This window comes from Fibrobacter sp. UWB7 (assembly GCF_900142945.1).
In the GTDB taxonomy this organism is placed as follows: Bacteria; Fibrobacterota; Fibrobacteria; order Fibrobacterales; family Fibrobacteraceae; genus Fibrobacter.
Window position 1 is genome coordinate 24,495 of the sequence record NZ_FRCO01000009.1, and the last position, 22,329, is coordinate 46,823.

At 45.4% G+C, this 22,329-nt stretch carries 25 protein-coding genes and 1 tRNA gene; 15 read left to right on the plus strand and 11 right to left on the minus strand.

What is annotated here, in order from left to right; all coding sequences use genetic code 11:
• Positions 1-12: 12 nt before the first annotated feature.
• The 3 genes from BUC30_RS15115 to BUC30_RS15125 all read right to left on the minus strand — a co-directional run bounded on the left by BUC30_RS15115 (position 13) and on the right by BUC30_RS15125 (position 1,589).
• The gene (locus BUC30_RS15115) at positions 13-411 is read right to left on the minus strand and encodes a pyridoxamine 5'-phosphate oxidase family protein (RefSeq protein ID WP_073443233.1); all 399 of its coding nucleotides are present in this window, start codon (positions 409-411) and stop codon (positions 13-15) included.
• 125 nt (positions 412-536) lie between these two features.
• Entirely contained in the window at positions 537-1,040 is a 504-nt protein-coding gene (locus BUC30_RS15120) for an O-acetyl-ADP-ribose deacetylase (protein ID WP_073443235.1), read from the minus strand.
• Positions 1,041-1,052: 12 nt separating this feature from the next.
• Positions 1,053-1,589 carry a hypothetical protein gene (locus BUC30_RS15125; protein ID WP_139260864.1) on the minus strand — a complete coding sequence of 179 codons (537 nt, stop codon included), beginning with the start codon at positions 1,587-1,589 and terminating at the stop codon, positions 1,053-1,055.
• A gap of 376 nt (positions 1,590-1,965) precedes the next feature.
• Here BUC30_RS15125 and BUC30_RS15130 point away from each other — a divergent pair, with 376 nt between their 5' ends.
• The 11 genes from BUC30_RS15130 to BUC30_RS15185 all read left to right on the plus strand — a co-directional run bounded on the left by BUC30_RS15130 (position 1,966) and on the right by BUC30_RS15185 (position 10,751).
• On the plus strand, positions 1,966-2,628 hold the full coding sequence (locus BUC30_RS15130; protein ID WP_073443239.1) for a VOC family protein: 663 nt from the start codon (positions 1,966-1,968) through the stop codon (positions 2,626-2,628).
• Positions 2,625-3,368, plus strand: a complete 744-nt coding sequence (locus tag BUC30_RS15135; RefSeq protein ID WP_073443241.1) for a hypothetical protein — start codon at positions 2,625-2,627, stop codon at positions 3,366-3,368. The genes BUC30_RS15130 and BUC30_RS15135 overlap by 4 nt, the downstream gene beginning before the upstream one ends.
• Positions 3,369-3,714: 346 nt before the next feature.
• Positions 3,715-4,443 carry a hypothetical protein gene (locus tag BUC30_RS15140; protein ID WP_073443243.1) on the plus strand — a complete coding sequence of 243 codons (729 nt, stop codon included), beginning with the start codon at positions 3,715-3,717 and terminating at the stop codon, positions 4,441-4,443.
• 899 nt (positions 4,444-5,342) lie between these two features.
• On the plus strand, positions 5,343-5,996 hold the full coding sequence (locus BUC30_RS15150; RefSeq protein WP_073443247.1) for a 16S rRNA (guanine(527)-N(7))-methyltransferase RsmG: 654 nt from the start codon (positions 5,343-5,345) through the stop codon (positions 5,994-5,996).
• A complete protein-coding gene (locus BUC30_RS15155; protein WP_073443249.1) occupies positions 5,989-6,774 on the plus strand; it encodes a ParA family protein in 786 nt (261 codons plus the stop codon). The genes BUC30_RS15150 and BUC30_RS15155 overlap by 8 nt, the downstream gene beginning before the upstream one ends.
• Before the next feature lie 141 nt (positions 6,775-6,915).
• Positions 6,916-7,914: a ParB/RepB/Spo0J family partition protein gene (locus BUC30_RS15160; protein WP_073443250.1), complete on the plus strand. Its 999-nt coding sequence runs from the start codon at positions 6,916-6,918 to the stop codon at positions 7,912-7,914.
• A 12-nt stretch (positions 7,915-7,926) separates the two neighbouring features.
• On the plus strand, positions 7,927-8,727 hold the full coding sequence (locus tag BUC30_RS15165) for a M23 family metallopeptidase (protein ID WP_073443252.1): 801 nt from the start codon (positions 7,927-7,929) through the stop codon (positions 8,725-8,727).
• A gap of 9 nt (positions 8,728-8,736) precedes the next feature.
• On the plus strand, positions 8,737-9,093 hold the full coding sequence (locus BUC30_RS15170) for a bactofilin family protein (RefSeq protein WP_073443254.1): 357 nt from the start codon (positions 8,737-8,739) through the stop codon (positions 9,091-9,093).
• 352 nt (positions 9,094-9,445) lie between these two features.
• Positions 9,446-10,195: a metallophosphoesterase family protein gene (locus BUC30_RS15175; protein ID WP_073443256.1), complete on the plus strand. Its 750-nt coding sequence runs from the start codon at positions 9,446-9,448 to the stop codon at positions 10,193-10,195.
• A gap of 35 nt (positions 10,196-10,230) precedes the next feature.
• A tRNA-Met gene (locus BUC30_RS15180) sits at positions 10,231-10,302 on the plus strand.
• Between the two features lie 23 nt (positions 10,303-10,325).
• On the plus strand, positions 10,326-10,751 hold the full coding sequence (locus BUC30_RS15185; RefSeq protein ID WP_073443259.1) for a hypothetical protein: 426 nt from the start codon (positions 10,326-10,328) through the stop codon (positions 10,749-10,751).
• A gap of 64 nt (positions 10,752-10,815) precedes the next feature.
• Here the strand turns inward: BUC30_RS15185 and BUC30_RS16395 are convergent, their stop codons facing one another.
• A complete protein-coding gene (locus BUC30_RS16395) occupies positions 10,816-12,168 on the minus strand; it encodes a glycosyltransferase (RefSeq protein WP_244536685.1) in 1,353 nt (450 codons plus the stop codon).
• Positions 12,165-12,629, minus strand: a complete 465-nt coding sequence (locus BUC30_RS15200) for a hypothetical protein (protein WP_073443261.1) — start codon at positions 12,627-12,629, stop codon at positions 12,165-12,167. The genes BUC30_RS16395 and BUC30_RS15200 overlap by 4 nt, the downstream gene beginning before the upstream one ends.
• A 40-nt stretch (positions 12,630-12,669) precedes the next feature.
• Here BUC30_RS15200 and BUC30_RS15205 point away from each other — a divergent pair, with 40 nt between their 5' ends.
• From BUC30_RS15205 to BUC30_RS15215, 3 genes are all read left to right on the plus strand, one after another.
• The gene (locus BUC30_RS15205; RefSeq protein WP_244536686.1) at positions 12,670-14,526 is read left to right on the plus strand and encodes a DUF4954 family protein; all 1,857 of its coding nucleotides are present in this window, start codon (positions 12,670-12,672) and stop codon (positions 14,524-14,526) included.
• A 31-nt stretch (positions 14,527-14,557) separates the two neighbouring features.
• Positions 14,558-15,124: a M48 family metalloprotease gene (locus BUC30_RS15210; protein WP_139260865.1), complete on the plus strand. Its 567-nt coding sequence runs from the start codon at positions 14,558-14,560 to the stop codon at positions 15,122-15,124.
• 87 nt (positions 15,125-15,211) lie between these two features.
• On the plus strand, positions 15,212-16,156 hold the full coding sequence (locus BUC30_RS15215; protein ID WP_073443267.1) for a hypothetical protein: 945 nt from the start codon (positions 15,212-15,214) through the stop codon (positions 16,154-16,156).
• Between the two features lie 92 nt (positions 16,157-16,248).
• Here BUC30_RS15215 and BUC30_RS15220 read toward each other — a convergent pair whose 3' ends face one another.
• A complete protein-coding gene (locus BUC30_RS15220) occupies positions 16,249-16,434 on the minus strand; it encodes a hypothetical protein (RefSeq protein WP_073443269.1) in 186 nt (61 codons plus the stop codon).
• Between the two features lie 233 nt (positions 16,435-16,667).
• On the opposite strand from BUC30_RS15220, the gene BUC30_RS15225 reads away from it, so the two are divergent.
• On the plus strand, positions 16,668-17,618 hold the full coding sequence (locus tag BUC30_RS15225; RefSeq protein ID WP_073443271.1) for a WYL domain-containing protein: 951 nt from the start codon (positions 16,668-16,670) through the stop codon (positions 17,616-17,618).
• Between the two features lie 61 nt (positions 17,619-17,679).
• On the opposite strand, the gene BUC30_RS15230 is transcribed toward BUC30_RS15225, so the two are convergent.
• Genes BUC30_RS15230 through BUC30_RS15250 form a run of 5 tightly spaced genes read right to left on the minus strand, consistent with a single transcriptional unit; the run spans position 17,680 to position 22,312 of the window.
• Positions 17,680-18,690 (minus strand): hypothetical protein, encoded by a 1,011-nt coding sequence (locus tag BUC30_RS15230; protein ID WP_073443273.1) that lies wholly within the window; start codon positions 18,688-18,690, stop codon positions 17,680-17,682.
• 15 nt (positions 18,691-18,705) lie between these two features.
• Entirely contained in the window at positions 18,706-20,202 is a 1,497-nt protein-coding gene (locus tag BUC30_RS15235; protein ID WP_073443275.1) for a hypothetical protein, read from the minus strand.
• A gap of 7 nt (positions 20,203-20,209) precedes the next feature.
• Complete coding sequence (locus BUC30_RS15240; RefSeq protein WP_073443277.1) at positions 20,210-20,410, minus strand: hypothetical protein; 201 nt, start codon at positions 20,408-20,410, stop codon at positions 20,210-20,212.
• A 3-nt stretch (positions 20,411-20,413) separates the two neighbouring features.
• The gene (locus tag BUC30_RS15245) at positions 20,414-21,316 is read right to left on the minus strand and encodes an FISUMP domain-containing protein (RefSeq protein ID WP_073443279.1); all 903 of its coding nucleotides are present in this window, start codon (positions 21,314-21,316) and stop codon (positions 20,414-20,416) included.
• A 33-nt stretch (positions 21,317-21,349) separates the two neighbouring features.
• Positions 21,350-22,312, minus strand: a complete 963-nt coding sequence (locus tag BUC30_RS15250) for an FISUMP domain-containing protein (RefSeq protein WP_073443281.1) — start codon at positions 22,310-22,312, stop codon at positions 21,350-21,352.
• Positions 22,313-22,329: the final 17 nt, after the last annotated feature.

Here is a 22,329-nt window from a genome sequence, read left to right on the forward strand (position 1 = left end):
ATGACAAGGAAACTAGAATTTCACAGTGCGCGGCGGTTCTGTAAAGCTGCAGAACGTGGCGGTCGCATCCTTGAAGTAGAGGACTTCGGTATTCTCATCATCTGGGGAATACATACGCTTGAGTTCGGGGTAGGCTTCGAGCATATGGACCTTGGGTTCACGGCGGTCATCACGAACGAGTGTTCCGCTCAAACGGAGCCACTTATTGCAGGTCTTGTTCATAGCGCAAAGCTGCACCTTGCCGTTTTTCTGGATCTGCTTTGAAACATTCTTGGACTTACCGGTCTGGATGTAGAGTTTGCCTTCGAAAATTTCGATGGTTCCAAACGGGCGTACCTTCGGTTCATCGCCATCGACGGTTGCGAGGAAATAGGCGCCACATTCCTTGATAAAGTTTTTGATTTCTTCCATTATATACTCCTTAATGAAATTACAGTAAACAATATACAAAAAGAATAGGGTATTAAAGGGAGGATATTTGGATTTGCCGACGAAGCGTTCTTTTTACAGCACTTTTGACGCACGTTTTTTCACTACTAAATACGCTGCGATACATCTTGGTAGATTTTTTCCATTTGCGCGCTGAAGCAACAGAAGATGACCTTCTTGACATTACTTGCGGAATATTCGCGAACTGTTTTCATGGCAATTTCGGTTGCCTCTTTCCAGGGGTAGCCATAAACGCCAGTAGAGATTGCGGGGAAGGCGACAGTTTCGCAGTTGTTTTCTTCGGCAAAAGCGAGGCAGTTCTTGTAGCAAGATTCCAAAAGCTCAGGTTCACCATGTAAACCGTCCTGATAAACCGGACCCGGAGTATGGATTACGAACTTCGCCGGAAGCTTAAATCCGGGAGTGATTTTAGCTTGCCCCGTCTCACAACCTTTCAGGGGAATACATGCCTGCAAAAGTTTCGGACCCGCCGCACGATGGATTGCCCCATCAACACCGCCACCACCCAACAGAGAGCAGTTTGCCGCATTCACGATGGCATCGACTTTAAGCTTGGTAATATCTCCCTGGATAATCTCAATATCGATCATGAAAACCTCCATTTAAACCCAGATTCCGAGACCCGAAGGCAGGTTAAGAATGATGTTCATATAGGTGCGTTTTGAATTTACCAGATATCCCATTTCAAAATTCAATAAATCCATAAATGAACCTACGCGGGCAGACCCACCATATTCAAATCCGGTTTTTCTTTTATAACCGATTTCCGGCCCGACCGAAACCTTGAACATTGTCAAAGGCCCACCAAAAAACATATACTGTATCGTGGGCTGCAAATAAGCACCAAATGTAGGCGCCCAAAGAGCCTGGGTTCTGAGAGTCCACACCCACGAATGTTTCGGGACCTCATTTACTTGGGAGGTCGAAGCATAAAGAATATTGAAATTGCCAAATATCCAGTCGGCACCTACGGTAAAACTATTCATTCCGCCAATAAACAGATCCCAGGGAATCAGTGCAAGGCCGGATCCGTTCGAGTTAACTGCAGCATTTTCTATTTTTTGGGATTCATTGGCAAAGGATGCGCTCGCCATGAAAAAGACCATTAAATAGGGGAGAAAGAATCGATAAAGTTTCATGGAATAAAATATACTATATATAATAGGATTCTGCGACTCTCGGCTCATGTGTTGGGACTCTTCGAGTCCAACCTTAATCGGCTCGGAAATATAAACAAATATATTTGTTTCTGCTTCACTCGCCTCATATTACGTTGGGACTACGATTACATCGTAGTCCTACACTCTTCGGTTTCCAAATAAAATATGCAAGCACATTTTTGCTTGGAAACCTCGGCTATGTTTCACGTGAAACAGTCGATAGCGAGTGTCGCGACGGGGTGCTCGCACACCGGCATGACCGAGTATGAGACTGTAGGACACGAAGTGTCCAAACATGTTCACGGTTTAGAGGGTCTTTTTTATTTGAATTAGGTATATTGTTTATAGAGGTTTTATGAAGATTGAACATATTGCCATCTGGGTTAAAGATATCGACAAGGTATGCGAGTTCTACCGGAAATACTTCGATGGAGTAGTCCACCCGATTTACCACAACCCAGCAAAACAATTTACCAGCCGATTTGTCACCTTCGACGATGGTGCCCGCCTAGAAATCATGCACCGCCCTGATATATGTGTTGGGATAGAAAATGTTTGGACTGTAACTTCGTTACAGTCCAACACCCATCGGTCAGCAAATGAAAAAATGCGAGCATTTTTTCGCTTTCTGACCTCGGCCGTGTTTCACGTGAAACCTCTACAGGGCGAATGTAGCGCCCATACTTGTATGGGCATTACTGAGCCCCAAGAGGTAGGACACAAAGTGTCCAAACAATTGCAAACCGAGGAAGCGGCGGGAAACTCGTTTACCGACATTTCCGAGGTGCAGCAAGTTGGCTCCGAAGGAGCAAACACGATAGCGAAGCCAGACACCCAACATCTGGGTTTTACCCATCTTTCCTTTTCCGTTGGTTCAAAAGAAGAGGTAGACCACCTGACCCAACAAATGTCTTCCGAAGGCGTACCCGTTGTAGGTCAACCTCGAACTACCGGTGATGGGTATTACGAAAGCGTCGTCCTCGACCCCGAAGGCAACAGAATAGAGATTACCATATGAACAAAAAGATACTTTTCATATTCCTTATATCCATATCTTTTGCTTTTGCAAACATATCCGCATTGGAAGATCCAGTGCAGGATTCTGCTTTTTCTGTAGAACTCAGCAACATCTACGAAAACAAATACAACCCCTTCAATGTATTATTCTTGGGAGGGATAGGATATACATCTACCAAACGAATTGAAGTGGATGTAATTTGCATGAGCGCACAAAACTTGGGGAGCAAGCTTTTTGGTATTGATAGGCTACTTGCAGACTTTACATTTTTACGATTCGACCGCAGGTTCGAAAGGACTGAAGGCGAAAAGAAAATCAGCGATTTATCAATCGGAAGCGCTGTATCATTTTTAGGATTCGGCATTCTCGGAATGGCAGCCCCAAATGAAAGCACTTTACAGAAAATAGCAATGGGAGGCATGTGGCTTGCATCCGGAACAACAAAGTACATATTATATGGAAACAATCTCTCTGGAGTTGCAATAGCCGAAAGTCATGCTATAGAATGTTTCCTCAGATCCGAGGAAAAAGAAAACAAATCTCATTATTCAATCAAAGAATTCGGTTTCATCGAAGAAGTGGGGATACAATTTGGAATTTTCTTAGCTCAGGTAACAGCAGGTGTATCTTTTGAAATTACCAACAAGCAACACAACATCGGATGGTTCTTAAAGATGATTACGCTTCCGATACCTATGGAAAGATTTCCTCACACAAGAGAACAAACCGTATCTCACTAATATATTGTTTGGACTATGATTTCATCATAGTCCTACACTCTGCGGATACCAAATAAAAACATACAAGTATGTTTTTGCTTGGTATCCTTGATTGTGTTTGGACTCTTCGAGTCCTACATGCTCATGCTCGGTCATAAAAATATGCAAGCATATTTTTGCGACACTCACTATCGCATGTTTCACGTGAAACCTTTACACGGCGAATGCAGCGTCCATACTTGTATGGGCGAGCATGTTAGACTGCAATAAAGTTACGGTCCAAACACTTGCATATCCCCTTCTATTTGATTAGATTTACACACAACTTAACTAATTTATTCATTACCACATTTTTCTTGGGGGAGTCATGAAATCTAAAATACTTCTTTTAGCGGCAGCACTTTTCATTGCCTGTAGCGACGATTCTAGCAGTACATCCGCTAATAACATTACTACCAATAATGGTCAAAATATAGCTGATCCATCTTACACCAACTGTATCCGAACAATCCTCGAACTCCAAAGTGCAGAATTTTCTTTCTTCAGCGAAGACGGTTTATTTATAGACAGCGCATATTGGGATAAGGGTACAGCAAATAACAGAGGCAATTCCATCTATATTTATAAAGCCTACTGGACCGATACTCATCTCGACAGCACCTACGAGGCAAATCTCCGAGATGGCGAATGGACATACCAAACCACCATCAACACCACAGAAACCAAATTCATTTGCGAAGGCAACATCAGTACACTCATTTCAACGAAAGATGGAATCAGCGACACCACCATTATCTACTTTGATGGAGATTCCCTAGCCAGCACATACACCGATGAAGGGAGAAAATACACCAGCATTTACGTTTTGAAAAATGATACTATATTTAGACCTAATCAAAACCAGATTATAGTCATGGATGAGAACGACAGCAATACCTGTTACCAGAAAGATATTTACTACGATGGAGAATGGGTTGCCTGGAATCGTTACGAAGTAGGGATTAAGAATGGAATGCTCACGATGACCAGAACATATATCGAAGACGGGCTAGATCATAAGACCGTGACTTTCTTCATGCACCGCCGCAAACAATAATACTTCAGACTTTTATAGATTTACCTCCTCCCTAAATAGGGAGGATTTTTTTATGTTTGGACTATAGCAAAGCCATAGTCCTACACCCTTCGGTTTCCAAATAAAAATGTGCAAGCACATTTTTGCTTGGAAACCTCGTGCGTGTTTCACGTGAAACCTCTACAGGGCGAATGTAGCGCCCATACTTGTATGGGCATTACTGAGCCCCAAGAGGTAGGACACAAAGTGTCCAAACAATCACAAACCGAGGAAGCGGCGGGAAACTTGTTTACCGACATTTCCGAGGTGCAGCAAGTTGGCTCCGAAGGAGCAAACTCGATAGCGGGAGTCGTGACGGGGTGCTTGCACACCGGCATGACCGAGCATGAGATTGTAAGACTATAACGAAGTTATAGTTTCAACAAAAGGGAAATTCCCGCTCGATGGCGGAATGACAATAAAAAAAATTTGAGTTTTTGCGCAAGCGCTATGTTGGTCGGCTCGGTTATGGAAAGCACGCAAGCATGCTTTTCGCAACTTTCGCCTTAACAACATTTGCGCAAGCGCGAAACTAGCAGCTCGGTCATGAAAACAAGCAAGCTTGTTTTCGCGACGCTCGCTTTAACAGTTTCTCAACATTTATCAAAATGTTATCAACATATATTTTATGATTTTTATAGGGCAGGGGAGTTTGTGAATTGTTTTCTTAAAAAGTTATACTAAATTTCAATTCGGAACAGAAATGTTTGGACACTTCGTGTCCTACATGCTCATGCTCGGTCATAAAAATATGCAAGCATATTTTTGCGACACTCGCTATCGCATGTTTCACGTGGAACATTTTTGTTTCACTACGCAAAAGTTCTAGCAAAACTTAACTGGATCCTTCCCCTTGCGGGTCAGGATGACGTCAAAAAAATTTGAATTACAAAACTAACAAAGCGCAGCAAGATCTTTTGAACCAGTTCCTTTCGGGACATGGTGTGCAGCTGTCCGAAGAGACTCTCGACAAGCTTTACCAGTTTGCAGACTTGGTAGTGGACACCAAGGAATATGGTAACTTGATTTCGGCAAAGGATTCTGAAAAGTTTTTAAGCAGGCACATTGCCGACTCTCTCGTTCCCTTTGTGTTTTTAGGAAAGGAAATTTCCACTCAAGGTGACAAACTCCGTTGGGCCGATATGGGTGCTGGTGCAGGTTGCCCAGTTTTCCCGCTTGCGATTGCCATGCCGAACGTGCAGTTCTATGCAGTCGAACCACGCCACATGCGCGTGAACTTTATGCAGATGGTCAAGGAAAAACTCCACTTGGATAACTTGACCGTCGTCGGCAAGCGCTTTGAAACTTCCGGCCTGACCGACCTTGACTTTATCAGCTGCCGCGCCCTCTCGACTTTTGAAAACGACTGGGAACGAGCCCAGGCAGGTCTCAAGCACGGCGGAACTTTTGTCACGCTGAAGAGCTTCAACAATATTGCCCATTTGGAAAACGATCCGAAAGTGCATATCCAGAAGTATGAACTTCCAGAAGAAGAACAGGTGTACGCTTTAGTCACCCGAGGTAATAATGAGTAAAATTATCGCCATATGCAACCAAAAAGGTGGCGTCGGTAAAACTACAACGGCTGTGAACTTGGCCGCTAGTTTTGCAGCCCTTGAAAAGAAGACCCTTCTTTTAGACATGGACCCTCAGGGTAATGCCTCTCAAGGTCTTGGTTTCATGGAATCCCAGGATATGGATATCCACGAAATTCTGGACATGGCTGGTAATCCGGACAATCTCACGCTCGAAAATATCAAGCCTGCCATTTTGGACACGTCGCTTGAATACCTCAAGGTCATCACTTCTGGACCTGACCTTGCCGTCATGGAAATTGAACTTGTCAACGTCATGAGTCGCGAACGCAGACTCGAACGCGTGATGAACGTTCTCAAGCAGGAGTTCGATTTCATTATCATCGACGCTCCTCCGAGCCTGAACTTGCTCACAATTAATACACTGACAGCCGCAACGAGCGTGCTCATTCCGGTGCAGTGTGAATATTATGCATTGCAGGGTATGACTGAACTTTTCAAGACAATTCGTGAAGTCCAAAAGAATCTGAACTCCAACTTGAAAATCGAAGGTGCCCTCCTCACGATGTACGATTCCCGTCTAAGCCTTTCGAAGCAGGTCGCTGAAGAAGTCCGTGAAAACTTAAGCGATACCGTTTTCCAGACGATGATTCCGCGCAACGTGAAACTCTCCGAAGCTCCGTCCCACGGCAAGCCGGTCATCCTTTACGATGTGCAGAGCACAGGTTCGCAGTCGTACATGAAGCTCGCCGAAGAAATACTGAATAAGGAAAAGTAGACCCTGTCAATAGTCATTGGTCTTTAGTCATTAGTTTTAACAGCTACATAGATGCATAACTTTTAACTAACAACCATTGACTAGTAACTAACAACTACTAACTTTTAACTAATAACCATTGACTAACAACTAGAAACTATTATGGGTAAACAAGCACTTGGTCGCGGTCTCTCTGCAATTTTTAAGGCACACGATGTTCTCGGCAACTCTGTCGATAACGCTATCAACAATACCGCTACAAACGAAAATGTAAATCCGGACAATCAGAAAATCGTCGAAATCAATATCGACTTGATTGACCCGAACCCGTTCCAGCCACGTAAGTTCTTCGACGACGATGAACTTGTCGAACTTGCTGAAACTATCGAAAAGCACGGCCTTATCCAGCCGATTGCTGTCCGCAAGGTGGGCGACCGCTACCAGATCATCAGCGGTGAACGCCGTACCCGTGCATCGAAACTTGCCAACTGCAGAACCATCAAGGCTCAGGTTTACGACAATCTCGACGACAAGACCATGAGCGAATGGGCACTCATCGAGAACATCCAGCGTGTGGACTTGAACCCGATCGAAGTAGCACAGTCCTACCAGCAGTTGATTGACAACCACAATTACACACACGACGATTTGGCAAAGACGGTCGGCAAGTCCCGTTCCGCCATCACGAACGCACTCCGTCTTTTGAAGCTCCCGAACCAAGTGCAGGCCTGGATTCAGGAAGGCAAACTCGCAGGCGGTGCCGCCCGTGCTCTCTGCAGTGAAAAAATTGCAGACCCGGAAGCTCTCGCCAAGCGCGTCATCGAAGAAGGCTTGAACGTCCGTCAGATCGAAGCTATTGCTCGCGGCGAAGATCCGTTCGCCCAGGCAAAAGACGAAGGAGAGGCAAGAGAAGGCGAACCTGAAAATGGCACAGCCGCTCCCGAAGAAGATGAAATGCCGGAAGTCCACGGTAGCGAACCGAGACCGAAGCCGGAACTCAGCGCTGATCTCAAGAATTTCGAAAACAGGCTCGAAACATTCTTCGGTACAAAGGTTGCACTCAACCCGAACGCCAAGGACCAGACCAAGGGCACCATCGTCATCAACTACTATTCCATGGACGACCTGACTCGAATTCAGGAAATAATGGACAACCGCTAACGGTAAAGAATCGTGAGTCGTAAGTATTACACTATCCAGATTATTCCGGAAAACACGACCGGTGCAAGGAAGTACCGCATATCGAGCAAGCAGTTTTGGTTGTTCCATATCGGGCTTGTCCTAGTCGCTATCATTCTTATTTTGTTCATTGTCCATATCGCAAAAATCAACAAGACTCTTGCGAACTATGAAAAGATGCGCGTGCATAACGCCCAGCTGATCAAGCAAAACGCAAACTATGAAGAGCTTTTCTCGAGACTTGATTCGCTATGGATCATGGAAAATAGAATCCAGAATATCTTCGAGACGTTCCTCGAAAACGACTCCAACAAAATCAACAGCATCATTGAGCGCAACCGCTTTGCGCATGTGCCTTCTGCGAAAAACCAAATCGATTTTGAAGGTATCCACAACTGGCTTACGACTGACGAAAAAATCCGCCTGGAACGAATTCCGAACGTAATCCCGGCAGTTGGCATCATCAGCAAGAAGTTCTCGTACGAAAACAAGCACTTAGGAATTGACATTTCAGCCCGCAAAGGGAACCCGGTCTTTGCATCAGGCAGTGGAAAAGTCACGTTCGCCGGTAACAGCGGCGACCTCGGAAACACAGTTGTCATTGATCACCAAAACGGATACAAGTCATCCTACTCGCACCTCAAGAGTATCAGAACCCGAAGAGGAGCGAACGTCACAAAAGGCGATGTCATTGGCTACGTAGGCGATACCGGCAATACGAGTGGTCCACACTTGCATTACTCTGTAACCAAGAACAACTTACCGCAAGATCCAGAAACAATATTTACATACTAGAGGCAAATTATGGGGAGCAAAAACGAACAGGAATTTACTCAAGTTGGAAGAAATGTCCAAGTTAATGGCGACATTATCGGAAAGACAGATATACGAATTGCGGGTAAGGTCAAGGGAAAGGTTTTAGTCGAAGGAGAACTAATTCTCGAAAAACTTGCAAGTATTGAAGGCGACGTTAAATGTAACGCCGCTATTCTTGCTGGTAATATAAAAGGAAATGTTGACTGCAAGAGCAAGCTCATCCTTGAAGACAATGCAAAAATTATTGGAAACGTAAAAGCAGAACAGCTCGTCATCAACGAAGGTGCCATCTTACAAGGCAATTGCGACATGAACGAAACGCCTGCAAGCAAGAAGGAAAAGTAATCAACCACCTATATTAAATAATACTAGATATATTTATATATAGTAATTAGTATTTAATATAGTGAATAGTGGATAGAAATTTCAAATCAAAACTCTAAGTCTATGATAATCAACGAATTACGAGAATAAAGAAAATGTGGATTAATGTTGAAAATTTAAAATCTATTCACTTTTTTCAATGTTGATAGATGTTGAACCTGAGTTTTCAATGTTAATTCACTAAATGGTCACGAAAGTATGTTGAAGATTGTGTGACAAAGTTCACAAAACTATGGACTTTATTACAAAAAGCACAAAAAAACATGTAAAGTTTTCATTTTCTAGTCTCAAAAGCTATATTCTACGTAGTTGTATGGAAAAACAAGTTCTTAAGATAGGTCAGATATCTGATACTCACATTGGTGATGGTGCGAGCCTTGTTCAAGATATTGATGTCTGCAAGAACTTCCTTACGGCATATAATTCACCAACCATGAAAGATTTGGATCTTTTGGTGATTTCCGGAGATTTAGCCGATAACGCAACGCCGGGTGCCTATTCTTATATTGCTGATATTATAAAAGACTGCAAAGTTCCAGTTTGCATCATTCCGGGAAACCATGATAATCTTGAAATCATGGGGAAGTATTTTGACTTGAACGGAAAAATTCACAACGGCAAGTGCTATTACCGTTATGATATCGATGGCCGTTCCATTTTCTTCTTGGACAGTGCGGATGGTACAGTTTCGAGTGAACAGCTTTCGTGGCTTGAGCAGGAAACGTCAAAGATTGATGACGAGGTTTTGCTGTTCCTCCATCATCCGCCTTGCCTTTGTGGACACAAGTTCATGGATTTAAGATATTCCATGAAGAATATCGTGGAAGTCCAGGCGACGCTTTTGAAGATTAAGAATCTCAAGCATATTTTTGTGGGACATTACCACAGCGAAATGACGGTCCAGCTTGAAGACAAGACTGTGTATGTAACTCCGTCGACGCAGATGCAGATTAACCCGAATATTTCGGTATTTAGTCTGAGTTCTGCCGCACCGGCATGGCGCGTGATTGAATGGGGCGAAAATTTTATGGAAACTAGGGTTTATTTTTCAAATACCCCTTGAAATTCTAAAAGTGATTTACTAAATTTGCAATCGATGGCGGTTTAGCTCAGCGGTAGAGCACTGGAATCATAATCCATTGGTCCGGGGTTCAAATCCCTGAACCGCTATTACAAAAAAAAAAGAGGCGAGCATGTCAAAAAAAATTCTAGTAATTTCCCTTTTGGCTATCGCCTCTTTTTTTGTTTCTTGCTCTGACAAGAAGCCAGAAGCAAAAGCTTCAAGCCAGGTCGTGTTGCCGCAGTCGCAGCCGATTGTTCCTGTGCTTCCGTTCACGGCTCCTGCAAAATCCCTTATCACTGTTGAAAAGGCAACTGTCTACGCAAAGGCAAGCAATGGTCTTGTGGAACTTGGCGTGATGTGGTCTGCGAAAATTGACAATGCCAAGGATTTTGAAAAGATCCAGATTCTCAATGCTTACAATGTGGCTCGTGATCAGCTTTGTGCACGTGCCGGTTTGCAGGGTGGCATTGCTGAATTCGACTGGATTACGAATGTAGCCATGAAGAATCCAGACAACAGGCTCGCTTTCGAGAAAGCTGGATTTAAGGTTCAGTAATTATTAAGCTTTAGGTGTTAAATGCACCACAATGAATGCCGCGAAGACTCGCGGTTTTTTTTGTTTATTGCTGAAGACGTTTATAGACTTCCATCTGGCGTTCGATGATGCCGTCCCAGGTGAAGCATTCGTCGATGCGTTTGCGGGCGCCGGCGAGAAGTTTTTGAATCAATGTCGGGGCTGCTTCGAGACGCTTGAAGGCGTCGGCAAGGGCGACAGGGTCTTTTTCAGGAACGAGAATTCCGGATTCTCCATCGACAACGACATCTGGGATGCCACCGACATTGCTAGCGACAATCGGCAGTCCAAGTTCCATAGCTTCGATGAGCACGACTCCGAGTCCTTCGGTGTCGCCTTTGTGATCGACGATAGCCGGGAGCGTGAAGACGTTTGCAGTCCTGTATTCGTTTGCGAGATCTTCAGGCGAGAGCTTGCCTGTGAAAATGATTTCGGCGCCTTCTTTTACTGCGGCGGCTTGCGCCTTGAGCTGTTCGGTCAAGTCACCGACACCGACGATGCGGATTTCAAACTTGTCTCTGGGCAAGTATTTTGCAGCTTCGATGAGGTAGCAGATTCCTTTGCGTTCGATGTGTCGCCCGACAAAGAGAATTTTGAACTTGCCGTTTACTGGATGCGGCACGGGGAGTTGCGGGGTGTCCCCGCTAGAAGGGGTAGCGGATGCTGCATTTGCAGCAGAAGCGAGGGGAAGACTTTCCCCCTCTTTCGTCTTTCGTCTCTCGTCTTTGACGCCTTCGGCGTCAGGTGCTGCGGTTCGGTCATACCGGCAAATAAATTTGCCGTTGCGACACTCACCTTGCAACCTACTCGTCTCTAGCGTAGTTCCGTACGGACTCCATTCGACATCCACGTTGCGGAGAGCCTTGATTTTTCCGGCGGTGAAACTCGAGTTTGCAAAGATTGCCTGTGCCTGTCCGATGGCAAATTTCAGGAGTGGCTTGACCCACTTCTTTTTGCGGATGAGCAGAAGTTCTGCACCGTGAAAGTTCAGCACGAGCGGAATTTTAAAAAGCTTGGCGGCGCCGAGCGCAATGTAAGCATGCGGGAACGGCCAGTGTGCGTGGATTACGTCAGGGTGCCACTTGCGGCAAATCCTGATGCACTGGAAAAATCCGTTGATGATGTAGGGAATGGCAAGCAGCTGCAACCACGGCTTGGATGCCATCTTGCTTGGGGCGCCTTCCTCATGCGTGAGGATTTCCCAATTTGCAAATGCGTAGCGGAAACGGTTTACGTGCGTTCCGTCGATGTCATGGCTCTTGAGTCCTTTGTAGGCAGGGGCGAGCACCTGGATTTCGGCACCCGCTTTTTTCAGGTGCGCGATAGAAGTACGCAGCCAAGGGACTTCGGCGTCTTCTTGAAATCTTGGATAGACGGAGCCTATGACGAGAACTTTCATTGTTCCTGCTTTGCGGCTTGCTGTGCCTGAATATCCTGAATGCAACTCGGATAGACGATTGGCTTTACGTTGTTCTCAAGCACGAGGTTCATGATCTCGAAATTGTGCTTGCTTGCGGTACGAATAAAGCGACCTGCAAGGCGCATCCAGCCATCAATTTTAGAATCGAGGAGCAGAAGCCCTATTCCGCTTTCGTGTTCGAGGAATCCGAGAACGTCGTTTCCGCGTTTGTTCTTGGAAAGCGCTTCTAGGAAGATGTTCCAGAACTGCTGGGAGTTGGTCTCATTCCCGAGAACACTGTCTATGGTTTCGAAGTCGAATTCGACATACACGAAGGAACTGTTGTCCTCGTCGCTGCGGATAATTTCTTCCTGACAACGTCTCTCAAAAATATCTTCCGTATAGATGGAGATATTATATTGATGTTTTTTTATTAGGTTGAAGAGGTAGTCCTTCATCATCGCCCCTAATTTAGTCTATTTTTTAGCCATGCAGCGATTGTTGAAATTGAAAAAAGCGCTGAAGAGCAGTGTTTTGGCTACTTCGGTCGAGAATTTTAAGGTAATTAGGTCCGCAACTGGCAAGTACCGTCCGATGACGGCATTTGAAATCCAGATTTTGGAAAAAAACGGGAACAGTTGTGATGACTGGTCGAAGGTACTGGTCGAGCCCGACTTCGACCCGAACCGCATTTTCCGCTCGAGTTTCATGGGCGATGTGCGCCTCCCAAAGTTTTTTGGCACACTCCTCTTGCCGGGCGATGTTTCGGTCGCTACAGGTATTTATGATTGCATGGTGCATAACTGCATTATCGAGAATGCCTTGATTTACAAGGTCTCGACGTTGAGCAATGTGCTTGTGCGCAGTAGCGCGGTTGTGCAGAATGTGGGCACGCTCGTCAGCAGTGGCAAGATCAATTACATGGTCGGTTCGTCTATCAACGTGGGTAACGAGATGGGCGGCCGTGAGGTGCTGGTGTTCCCGGAACTCACGACGGAGCTTGTCGACTTGCAGCTTTTCCACAAGGCTGAACAGAGCGTCCAGGATTCTTTTGCTGAAATGCTCAGCACGTACAGGTCTGAACTTGCACTCCCGTTTGGAATTGTGGGGAAGGGCGCAGTTGTTTCGAATACGAACATTATCCGCAATAGCTGGATTGGTGCGCATGCCCGCATCGAAGGTGCCGCGAAGATTCGCAATTCCATCATCATGAGTTCGCTTGAAGAATCGAGCCATGTCTACGATTCCGTGATTCTCGAAAATACGAATGTGCAGATGGGCGTTAAGGTTCACACGGGCGCCGAGGTCCAGAGTTCCGTGCTGATGAGCCGCTGCAAGGTGGGGAGCAAGGCTATTGTGAAGTCATCTATCATTGCGCCGTGCTGCCATATTGAAGAAGGTGAAGTCAATAGTTCTTACATGGGACCGATGACGCAGATGCACCACCACTCGCTTTTGATTGCGGCGCTTTGGCCGGAAGGCTGTGGTAATTTGGGTTATGGCGCGAACGTCGGTAGTAACCACACAGGTCGTATGCCGGACCAGGAAGTGATGCCGGGTCAGGGCATGTTCTTTGGTCTTGGTGTGAACATCAAGTTCCCGTCGAATTTCCGCGAGTCTCCGTTTACTTTGATTGCAAGTGGACTCACGACTTTGCCGCAACGACTCAAGTTCCCGTTCTCGCTGATCCATGCGGGCGACCCGCAGCTGGTGGGTGTGGCTCCACGCCTTAACGAAATTGTGCCGGGCTGGAACTATTCGAAGAATACGTATGCGCTCGACCGCAATGCGTACAAGTATGCTATCCGCGGCAAGGGCATTGTATCGTCTACGTTCTATTCGATTTATAATCCTGAAACAGCTCGATTGGTGTTTGATGCTTACAACCGCTTGCAGGTGAGTAAGGTCAAGGACGTTTATACGAAATCTGATATTGACGGTCTTGGTGAAAACTTCTTGCGCGAACGCGTACGACAAAATGCCATCAAGACGTATGGTGAATATCTGGAACGTTATGTGCTCGACTTGATGCTTACGCTTGTGGAAGGCGACGAATCGCTCTCGAAGCAGTCTCCACGCGAATTGCGTAAATTGCTTGGCGAAACGAACAAGGAACTTGCACGAGTCGTGACGCTCCCAGAGACAATGGACGAATTGGTCAAGCGTTACAGACAGCTCGACAAGGAATGGTTTGATAGCGTAAGTCATGGTTTGGATCGCGACAACGAACGCGGTCGAAAGATTTTTGACGATTACGATAGCGCCCATCCGGTGGACAAGGGATTCGTGGAGTGGGAAAAATCCCGCTTTGAAGAATCGGTCAAGCGCTTGAATGCTATTGTGAAAATCATTGCTTAGGCATTGATTGGACTGCGCAAATATTTCTGTTATGTTGTTGTATATTTTACTTTGTCTTGAAATTGCGTTGCGTGTTGCGATTGAAATTCGCGAACGCAGGTTGACACAGTTGCGTGGTGGCGTTTTTGCCGTATTGCGATTTATTCCGCTAATAAACGATATTGTACCGCTTCCGGAAAACTGCAAGGAACCGCAGAAAAGCCAGTTCGTGGAAAAGCACGAAGAAGGTCATCGCGTTTTGCGCCATTCGATTTTGCGTAATCTGATGAAGGTGGCATTCTTGATGGTTGCCGTGTGGTTCTTGGCGGCAATGGTCACCCGTTGGAACGTGAGCTTTTTTGAATCGATTTTGTGGCTGCATCTAGTGGCGATTCCGTTCCGTTATCTTTTCAATTGGTACTGCTGGACTCAGGAATTCGAAGCGGATGCATATGCGTTTAAGGAATTGGGTAAGCAGAAAGCAAAAGCTGCCATGCAGGAACTTGCCGAATGCGAAATTCCGTACACGAAGCTTTTTGCATCGATTTACAGGGAACACCCGACCGTCGCATTGCGCAGCCAAAGAATGCTGAATAAAGTGATAAATAGTAGGCAGTAGGCGGTAGGAAGGAGTGCCGCGATTTAGAGCGGTGGGCGGTTTGTTTAAGATTTCATTTTTTTTGTATATTCCCTTTTGAGGTTTAAGATGTCTCGTTTTACTTCATTGAAAAGTTTCAAATTCTTTTTTTCGCTTGCGTTACTTTTAGTTGTTTCTGCTAATGCTTTTGACTTGACGGTCAAGGCGAATGTCGATAACGCACAGGTCTTTATCGGCGATAAGTTCAATTACGAAATCCAGGTCACGGCGCCTGATAATGCGATTGTCGATTTACCGAGCTTTGTCGGTAACCTTGGCAGCTTTGAAGTCAAGGAAATGAAGAATGAAAAAATTACCGAAGGCATGCCCAAAGGCACGGCGAAGTTCACATGGCTTGCAACGCTCAATACATTTGTGAGCGGTGACTTTTTGATTGCTCCGCAAGAAGTGAACGCCATTGTCGGAACCGATACGGTCAAGACGCATACGGACCCGGTCGCAGTCAAGGTTTCTAACCGTACGACTGGCGAAGAAGCAGATATCCTCGAAGTGGAAGATCCGCTGAGCGACCCGAGACTCCCGCAGTGGCTTTATGTAATGCTCGCTGTGCTTGGCGTTGCATTGCTCGTATTCCTTGGCTGGTTCTTGCACAAGAAATTTGCAAAGCGTGGCGAAGCTCCGCAGCTCCCGCCGTACGAAGAGGCTGTGCTTGCTCTCAAGAATTTGCGCAACAAGAATTATCTTGCTGAAGGCAATCAGGGCGATTACTTCATGTCGCTTGGGTTCATTACCCGTCGCTACATTGAGCGCCGTTTTGAAGTCGATATTCTTGATGCGACTGTCGCGGAACTCAAGAAGCGCATGGCGCATGTGGCTGGGCTCCCGCAGGCATACAAGGAATCCGTGGTGACGCTTGCCGTCGAAACAGAACCGGTAAAATTTGCAAAGATGAAGCTCGAAGGCGAACGCTGCAAGTTCTGGGACGAATGGGCTGACCGCTTGCTCGAAGATACAAAACCTGATCCTGAAGCCGTTCGCGCCCAAAGTAAATAGAAAGTGTAAGAGGCACTCACTCTCGCGACCATGCTTCATTAATATGAAGCACTTGTCGCTCACGGCCTGAAGAAGAAAAGAAAAAGTAGAACTTAGTTGTTACTTTGTTCTTCTGGGATAGATTCCAAAAGATCATCAAGCATGTTCATGTATTTGTCAATTTCTTGAGCCGTCTTTTCGATATCTTCAGCAGCTGCTTCTAGTTCTTTTATTTCTGTTTCGAGTTCGTTCAAGGCGATATCGAGTTCGGTGTCGTTGGTTTTTGTTGTGGTAGCCATAGTGGTCTCCATTTTGATGTTTTTATCTCTTTTGCCATTAATTTAACTGATTTTTCTATGTGCTCAAATAGGCAATATTTTTGCGTTCTGAAAGTTGGAACTTTTGGAAAGTACAATATTGCGGAAATTGGTTGAAAATACGCAAAATCCTTGGCACAGGTCGAGAAAAATGGAACTTTTAAATATTGCGTGTTGACGTACAAAAGTAGCGCTATTAAAATTATCTTTAAGGTATGATTAGCGTTTCTCAGAAAATTAAGGTGGCGTCGTCGCATTTATTGCGTAGCCAGATGGAGCTCGATGTCGAAGATTATGGGCTCAAGGGAATTGGTGACCTGTGTAACCGTATTCTTGCACGCTATGCGGAATTTCCCGTGCCGGATGCCACCCAGCTAGCGATGGATGATACTTTGTACAAAAATATTCCACCGCTCCAGTTTTCACTTTCCAAGACTGGCGAAAGTTTTGCAAATTATGCGAATAATTTGGGGACTGCCCGTAACGTCAAGGTAGCAGCTCTTTGCCGATACTATTTTGAAAGTTACGTCAATCTCCCGCGAGGGAAACGCGAGTGCTTTATCTTTCACGATGATTTGAATAAACTATTAAATGCCATAGAAAAGCGCGTTAATGTGACGCTGAATTATCGTGGTGAAGTGAAAAACGTTTCGCCCTGCTTTTTGGCATTTTCGCCATCGCAAGTCCGTGCGTATGTTGTTGTGTGCGGTAGTGATACTAGTAAGCCTATACCAAATCGTTTCTATTCGCTTCGACTTTGCCACATCAGGGGAGTCGCTGCCGACTTGGAAAGCAGTGCGTACCATTGCGAAAATTTTGATCTCTCGCATCAGGCAGATCTTTACCACGAGCATTTTGACCCGTTCCTCTGTTACGGACAAAATGTCAAAGTGCGTTTTACGGAGAAAGGTGCCGAACGCTACAACAAGCTCGTCACAAATCGCCCTAAAGTCATTGCGATGGATAATACCTGCGGCAAGACACCCACGAAAATGGATTGTGCAGAAGTCCGTGGTGCTGGTGATTACACTTTCGAATGCTCCGAGAAACTCGCAAAAATCTACTTCCCGCAGTTCCTTGCTGAAGCAGAAATCCTTGAACCGCGAGAACTGCGTCTCTGGTTCAAGGAAGAGTTTGAAAAAGCAGGGAAGGTGTATTGTGGGTAAAGTAAAAAACTCCTCCACAGGGGAAGAGTTATGAATATGGTTTTGCTGTTAAGATTAATTTCTAGGATTCTTGAGGAATACTTTTAAGAACTTTTTCAGATTCCTTGGTGAGAGCACCGTTTTCCATTAGAATTGGTGTGTCCAGGATGCTCTTGACTGTTTTGGCTAGGGAGCATGCGGCGGTGATGGACTTCTTTTCTGCATCGCAGAAGTTGTTGAAGTCTGCGCTGCCATATTTTTCTGTATAGCGTTTGACGATGTCATTTACAGTGCGCACAGCGCCTTCGAGTTGTTTCATGAGTTTGTTCAGAGCGCTATTGAATAGTTCACACCTATCCTTGATGGCGTCGCATAATGTTGAGGCAGTGTCGCATTGCTCGATAACTTTTTCGGCTTCAGCGATGTTTGCTCTTGCTTTTTCTAGGTTCTCTTGTGCTTTGGCGTTCATGACGAACCCTATGACGGCAAGGGCGGGACCGATAGCTACGCTACCTAAGACAGCCATTCCACCGACCATTCCAAAGCCACCTGCGGCAAGGGAGCCTCCACCGAGAAATGCCAATGTTGCATTTGTAGCAGCTACTCCAGAAAGCGTTCCAATCGCGGTTCCAGTACCGGCGACGACTCCAAATGTAGTAGCGGCCCCATAAGCACCGATAGCTACTAGCGCACCGGCTGCAACACCGCCAATAGCTCCATTTTTGATGCCTTCGGCAAGGGTTCCCATTTTTTCCATTTCGGCAAGTTCTTGCTTCGTAATATGGAATTTGGAGAGTTCTTCTAGACCTGGGCTATTGCGCAAGTCGACATTATGAATTTTCTGGAATGAACGAACGAACGGTAAAATGCCATTGTTTAAAACATTGAGCTTGGTGGAACCGAGAGTTTCTAGCGACTTTTGGCATTCGCTTCTCTTGGCTTCGAGCCCGGTTTTTGCTTTGTTGATGTAGTATTCAGCGCGTCGATTCAGGCTAGAGGCACGTGTATTTGTCTTGCTGGCATCGTGAGCTTTTTTGGTGCCCAAAAGACCTGCACCTGCTGCTGCAATTCCAAGAAGTATAGGTATTGGCATATTGGATTCCTCTTCTTAAAGGACGAAGGCTTCATCTGAATTCATCAGACGGTTGAACTGTTCGCAGTTTTCGAATTGTGTTTTGGCACCCATGGCGTGGGTAATTTGATTGGCGCCAGAAATGTAAGCATCGACATCGCCGATTTGCAGTGCAGTGTCCATTGTATTGAACGCAGTGACAAATGTGTCTGTCGTTTTCTTGAGCCAGGTCTTGGCTTGTTGTTCGTATTCTTCGCGGAACTGTTTTAGCGCTTTAATTTGTTCTGCACATTCCTGTTCGATTTGGATGCGGCGTTCTCTTGCAATTCGTGGGGCGTTTATGGCTTCCTTGATTACAGAGACACTTATCGAGACGAGTGTGTAGACGGTTCGTGCTATAAAGACGGCTTGACCTATAGGCGTCAAGTTTATTAATACTTGCGATGCATTACAGGCAATTTGCTTCATGCAATCGACACCGGAAATGCTGCCATTGTAGTAGTTATAGAATGCCGCTGCAGAATCCATGACGAACCCTGCAATTTCTGTGGGCGCCTTGGCGTTTTTCAGGAGCTTGGGCAATTCGTTTTTGTAATGCTGTAAACCCGCATCAATGACAGTGGCTCCGCTAGCGACAGCATAAGAACGTGCGGCAGATTTTGCCGATTGTATAGCGACATCCTTTATCGCTTCGTCGATGGGTTTGCCTTTTAAGACAGCACCTATATTGCAGGCGATAGCAATGCCTCCGCCGTAAGCAGCCCCGTATTTGGCACCTTCCAGACCGGCTTGGTTTGCGGTGGAAAGTACGGCTTTGGCGGTATAGAGCTTTGGACTTGTGCGGGCGAGAATAGCGTCGTTGCTAGTTGTTTCGCTGCTGTATGTGTTTTTGCGGATGGCTTCGTATTTTTTGAGGCGCTCTTGCTTTTTGGCGATGACAGAAGGATCGCCGCCGTTTGCTTTTAATGTCTTGATTTGCTGCTTGACTTGATCTATTTTGGCGTCTGCCTGAGTGCAGAAATCAGCGTAAAAATCCTTGGGTATTTTAACAGGCGTACCGCTTTCGTAATACTTGTCGTGTTTTGAATTGCAGAGCTTATCAAAAGTTTCGCTGCCGTTTTTCCCGAGAAATTTCATCTGATAGCCTGTCCCGGAAATTTCTTTCCAGGTGCCATTTGACATTTGTTCAGCATCGACAACATCGATGAGCTGGTCGTTTGTATTGCCAAGATCGTCGTAACGGAAACTGCGCGTGTTTTTGCCATCGATGATTCGCTGTTTATTGATTGTGGTTGTTTCGATGACTTCTGCTGAGAAGCCCGCTTGTTGGTGTATATTGCGGCTTGCTTCTTCTGCGGTTTTGCCGAGCCTACTTTCTGCGATACTTTTTAGACTTCTTGTGGCTTGTCCTGTCAAGCTTGATTTGCCATCGTATGCGGATAAGTCAAGAGAAGCCGCCTCCCCATAACGGGAGACGAGTTCTTGCAGGGAGCGTTTTGCAGCAGCATTCGCCAGTTTATCGTTAATCGACATGACTAGCTTAGAGAAGGGAACGAATCTGTTCGATCAGTTCGTCTTCTTTTTCGAAATCGCCTTTGGCTTCGGCGAGCTTGGCTTTATTGAGTAGCGATTCTGCCTGTTTGACACTGCGGAGCATAGCGCGACCATCGGAGCCTGCATCTTTGGCGAGACCCTTGACCATCTTGATTTCGTCTTCGAGATCTTTTAAATCGACAATCATTTTTTACTCCTTGATAAGACGGACGTAGTTATTTCTGTCTGTATATGGATAACCTGCATTTAGAGATACCTCTCCTGCATGTATTACAATGCAGTTACTACCCTGATACCAATAACTAACATTATTTGCATCTTTGCAAGGTTTTGCGTCAAAACCTAAATTGTCTGTTGGGGTAATATTGTATTTTTCCCATCCTGTGCGTGACATCAGAACACTTGATGCATCCCCATAACCGGAATTTTTGGCATAATTTATCAAGTTCTGATAATCGTCTTCTGTTGGAATACGCCAACCTTTTACTGCTACATATTGAAGTCCTTGTTTAGAATATGTTTGTGTTTTACTATCAAATCCTAGGCATTTGTATTTCAGTTCTTCCTTCATCCAGACTTGGTCACCGATTTTTACGGTTTTGTAGGTTTGACCATCGCGAGGGTCTTTGAAAATGCCGTTTGAGAAATTCGGGGAGAGCGAAAATTTTTTTTGCCAAATGCGTTCTTGCAATAGGTTTAGCAATTCTGCGGTTGGTTCAAATTGCAATCCTAAATCTAAAAAGAGTCGCTTGGAGCAAGCATCAAGAGCTTCCTGTTTTTCGTTATCGGAAAAATCCTTGACTTTGTACATGCTCGAGGCAATGTGCTTTGTCACAAGCAACGACAGCCTGTCTCTGGCATTTTCGAATTCCGGAGAATTGATTTTTTCCAGTTCGCTTTTTAAAAGATCGTCGTAAAGGTAGATTTTTTCGCCTGCATTATTGACCAAAATGTCAAGCAGTTCGGAGATGCCTTTTTGTTCCGCTTTAGGTGGGGTCTTGATGAGTAGCCCACCGCATAGCGGGCAATTTTGAAATTTTTCAATCAAGGCGCCGAATTGTTGAAGGTCTTGATGGCAGTTGTTACAGAACATTTAAAGCTCCAATTTCAAATTGTGATTTAAAGGTTATCTTTTGCAGGCAGCGGCTTTTTTTGCGGCTGGTTTCTTTACTGTTTTGGACTTTGATGTTTCTTCAACATTGTCGTCCTTAATCAAGCGCACATAAGCCTCAAATGCAGTTGCTATTCCGAGACTGCCTATCGAAATCTGGAAAACGTTGCCGTCTTTTAGCCAATAACGGACGTAATTACATCCTTTGAAGGGTTGCGCTCCAAATCCGAATTTATCTATAGGGGTTACACTGAATTTTTCCCAGCCTTTAAGTGACATCAAGGTACTTGACGTGTCTCCGTAACCTGTTTGTTTTGCCATTGCCATCAACTTTGTGACATCGTCTTTTGTTGGGAGGCGCCAACCGGGCACGTTTAGGTACCGGAGTGCTTTTTTAGAGTACATCAAGCCGTCTTCGTTTTGGAATGGGCACTTATATTTCAGTTCTTCCTTCATCCAGACTTGATCACCGATTTTTACAGTCTTGTAGGCACGCCCATCGCGGGGATCCTTGAAAATGCCATCGCCAGAATTTTGGGAAAGCGGTAACTTCTTTTGCCAAATGCGTTCCTGCAAAATATTTAGCATTTCCGCACTCGGTTCAAATTGCAATCCCAAATCTTGCATCAGTCGGGTGGAACAGGTTTCTAGAACTTCCTGCTTTTCGCTAATGGAAAAATCCTTGACTTTGTACATGCTTGAAGGGATATGCTTGATTGTAAGTAGGAGCAATTTGTCACGGGCATTTTCAAATTCTGGAGAGTCGATTTTCTCCAGTTCGCTTTTTAAAAGGTCATCGTACAGGTAGATTTTTTCGCCTGCATTATTGACCAAAATGTTGAGCAGTTCGGAAATGCCTTTTTGTGCCACTTTAGGCGGGGTCTTGATTAACTGTCCTCCGCAAAGAGGGCAATTCTGGATTTTGTCGAGCAATTCTCCAAAATCCTTCAGGTCCTGGTGGCAGTTATTACAGAACATTTAAAGCTCCATTCACA

Excerpts from the sequence above, each read along its gene's own strand:
- BUC30_RS15115 (WP_073443233.1), bottom strand. The coding sequence starts at position 411 with ATGGAAGAAATCAAAAACTTTATCAAGGAATGTGGCGCCTATTTCCTC.
- BUC30_RS15120 (WP_073443235.1), bottom strand. The coding sequence starts at position 1,040 with ATGATCGATATTGAGATTATCCAGGGAGATATTACCAAGCTTAAAGTC.
- BUC30_RS15125 (WP_139260864.1), bottom strand. The coding sequence starts at position 1,589 with ATGAAACTTTATCGATTCTTTCTCCCCTATTTAATGGTCTTTTTCATG.
- BUC30_RS15130 (WP_073443239.1), top strand. The coding sequence starts at position 1,966 with ATGAAGATTGAACATATTGCCATCTGGGTTAAAGATATCGACAAGGTA.
- BUC30_RS15135 (WP_073443241.1), top strand. The coding sequence starts at position 2,625 with ATGAACAAAAAGATACTTTTCATATTCCTTATATCCATATCTTTTGCT.
- BUC30_RS15140 (WP_073443243.1), top strand. The coding sequence starts at position 3,715 with ATGAAATCTAAAATACTTCTTTTAGCGGCAGCACTTTTCATTGCCTGT.
- BUC30_RS15155 (WP_073443249.1), top strand. The coding sequence starts at position 5,989 with ATGAGTAAAATTATCGCCATATGCAACCAAAAAGGTGGCGTCGGTAAA.
- BUC30_RS15160 (WP_073443250.1), top strand. The coding sequence starts at position 6,916 with ATGGGTAAACAAGCACTTGGTCGCGGTCTCTCTGCAATTTTTAAGGCA.
- BUC30_RS15170 (WP_073443254.1), top strand. The coding sequence starts at position 8,737 with ATGGGGAGCAAAAACGAACAGGAATTTACTCAAGTTGGAAGAAATGTC.
- BUC30_RS15175 (WP_073443256.1), top strand. The coding sequence starts at position 9,446 with ATGGAAAAACAAGTTCTTAAGATAGGTCAGATATCTGATACTCACATT.
- BUC30_RS15185 (WP_073443259.1), top strand. The coding sequence starts at position 10,326 with ATGTCAAAAAAAATTCTAGTAATTTCCCTTTTGGCTATCGCCTCTTTT.
- BUC30_RS16395 (WP_244536685.1), bottom strand. The coding sequence starts at position 12,168 with ATGAAAGTTCTCGTCATAGGCTCCGTCTATCCAAGATTTCAAGAAGAC.
- BUC30_RS15200 (WP_073443261.1), bottom strand. The coding sequence starts at position 12,629 with ATGATGAAGGACTACCTCTTCAACCTAATAAAAAAACATCAATATAAT.
- BUC30_RS15210 (WP_139260865.1), top strand. The coding sequence starts at position 14,558 with ATGTTGTTGTATATTTTACTTTGTCTTGAAATTGCGTTGCGTGTTGCG.
- BUC30_RS15215 (WP_073443267.1), top strand. The coding sequence starts at position 15,212 with ATGTCTCGTTTTACTTCATTGAAAAGTTTCAAATTCTTTTTTTCGCTT.
- BUC30_RS15220 (WP_073443269.1), bottom strand. The coding sequence starts at position 16,434 with ATGGCTACCACAACAAAAACCAACGACACCGAACTCGATATCGCCTTG.
- BUC30_RS15225 (WP_073443271.1), top strand. The coding sequence starts at position 16,668 with ATGATTAGCGTTTCTCAGAAAATTAAGGTGGCGTCGTCGCATTTATTG.
- BUC30_RS15230 (WP_073443273.1), bottom strand. The coding sequence starts at position 18,690 with ATGCCAATACCTATACTTCTTGGAATTGCAGCAGCAGGTGCAGGTCTT.
- BUC30_RS15235 (WP_073443275.1), bottom strand. The coding sequence starts at position 20,202 with ATGTCGATTAACGATAAACTGGCGAATGCTGCTGCAAAACGCTCCCTG.
- BUC30_RS15240 (WP_073443277.1), bottom strand. The coding sequence starts at position 20,410 with ATGATTGTCGATTTAAAAGATCTCGAAGACGAAATCAAGATGGTCAAG.
- BUC30_RS15245 (WP_073443279.1), bottom strand. The coding sequence starts at position 21,316 with ATGTTCTGTAACAACTGCCATCAAGACCTTCAACAATTCGGCGCCTTG.
- BUC30_RS15250 (WP_073443281.1), bottom strand. The coding sequence starts at position 22,312 with ATGTTCTGTAATAACTGCCACCAGGACCTGAAGGATTTTGGAGAATTG.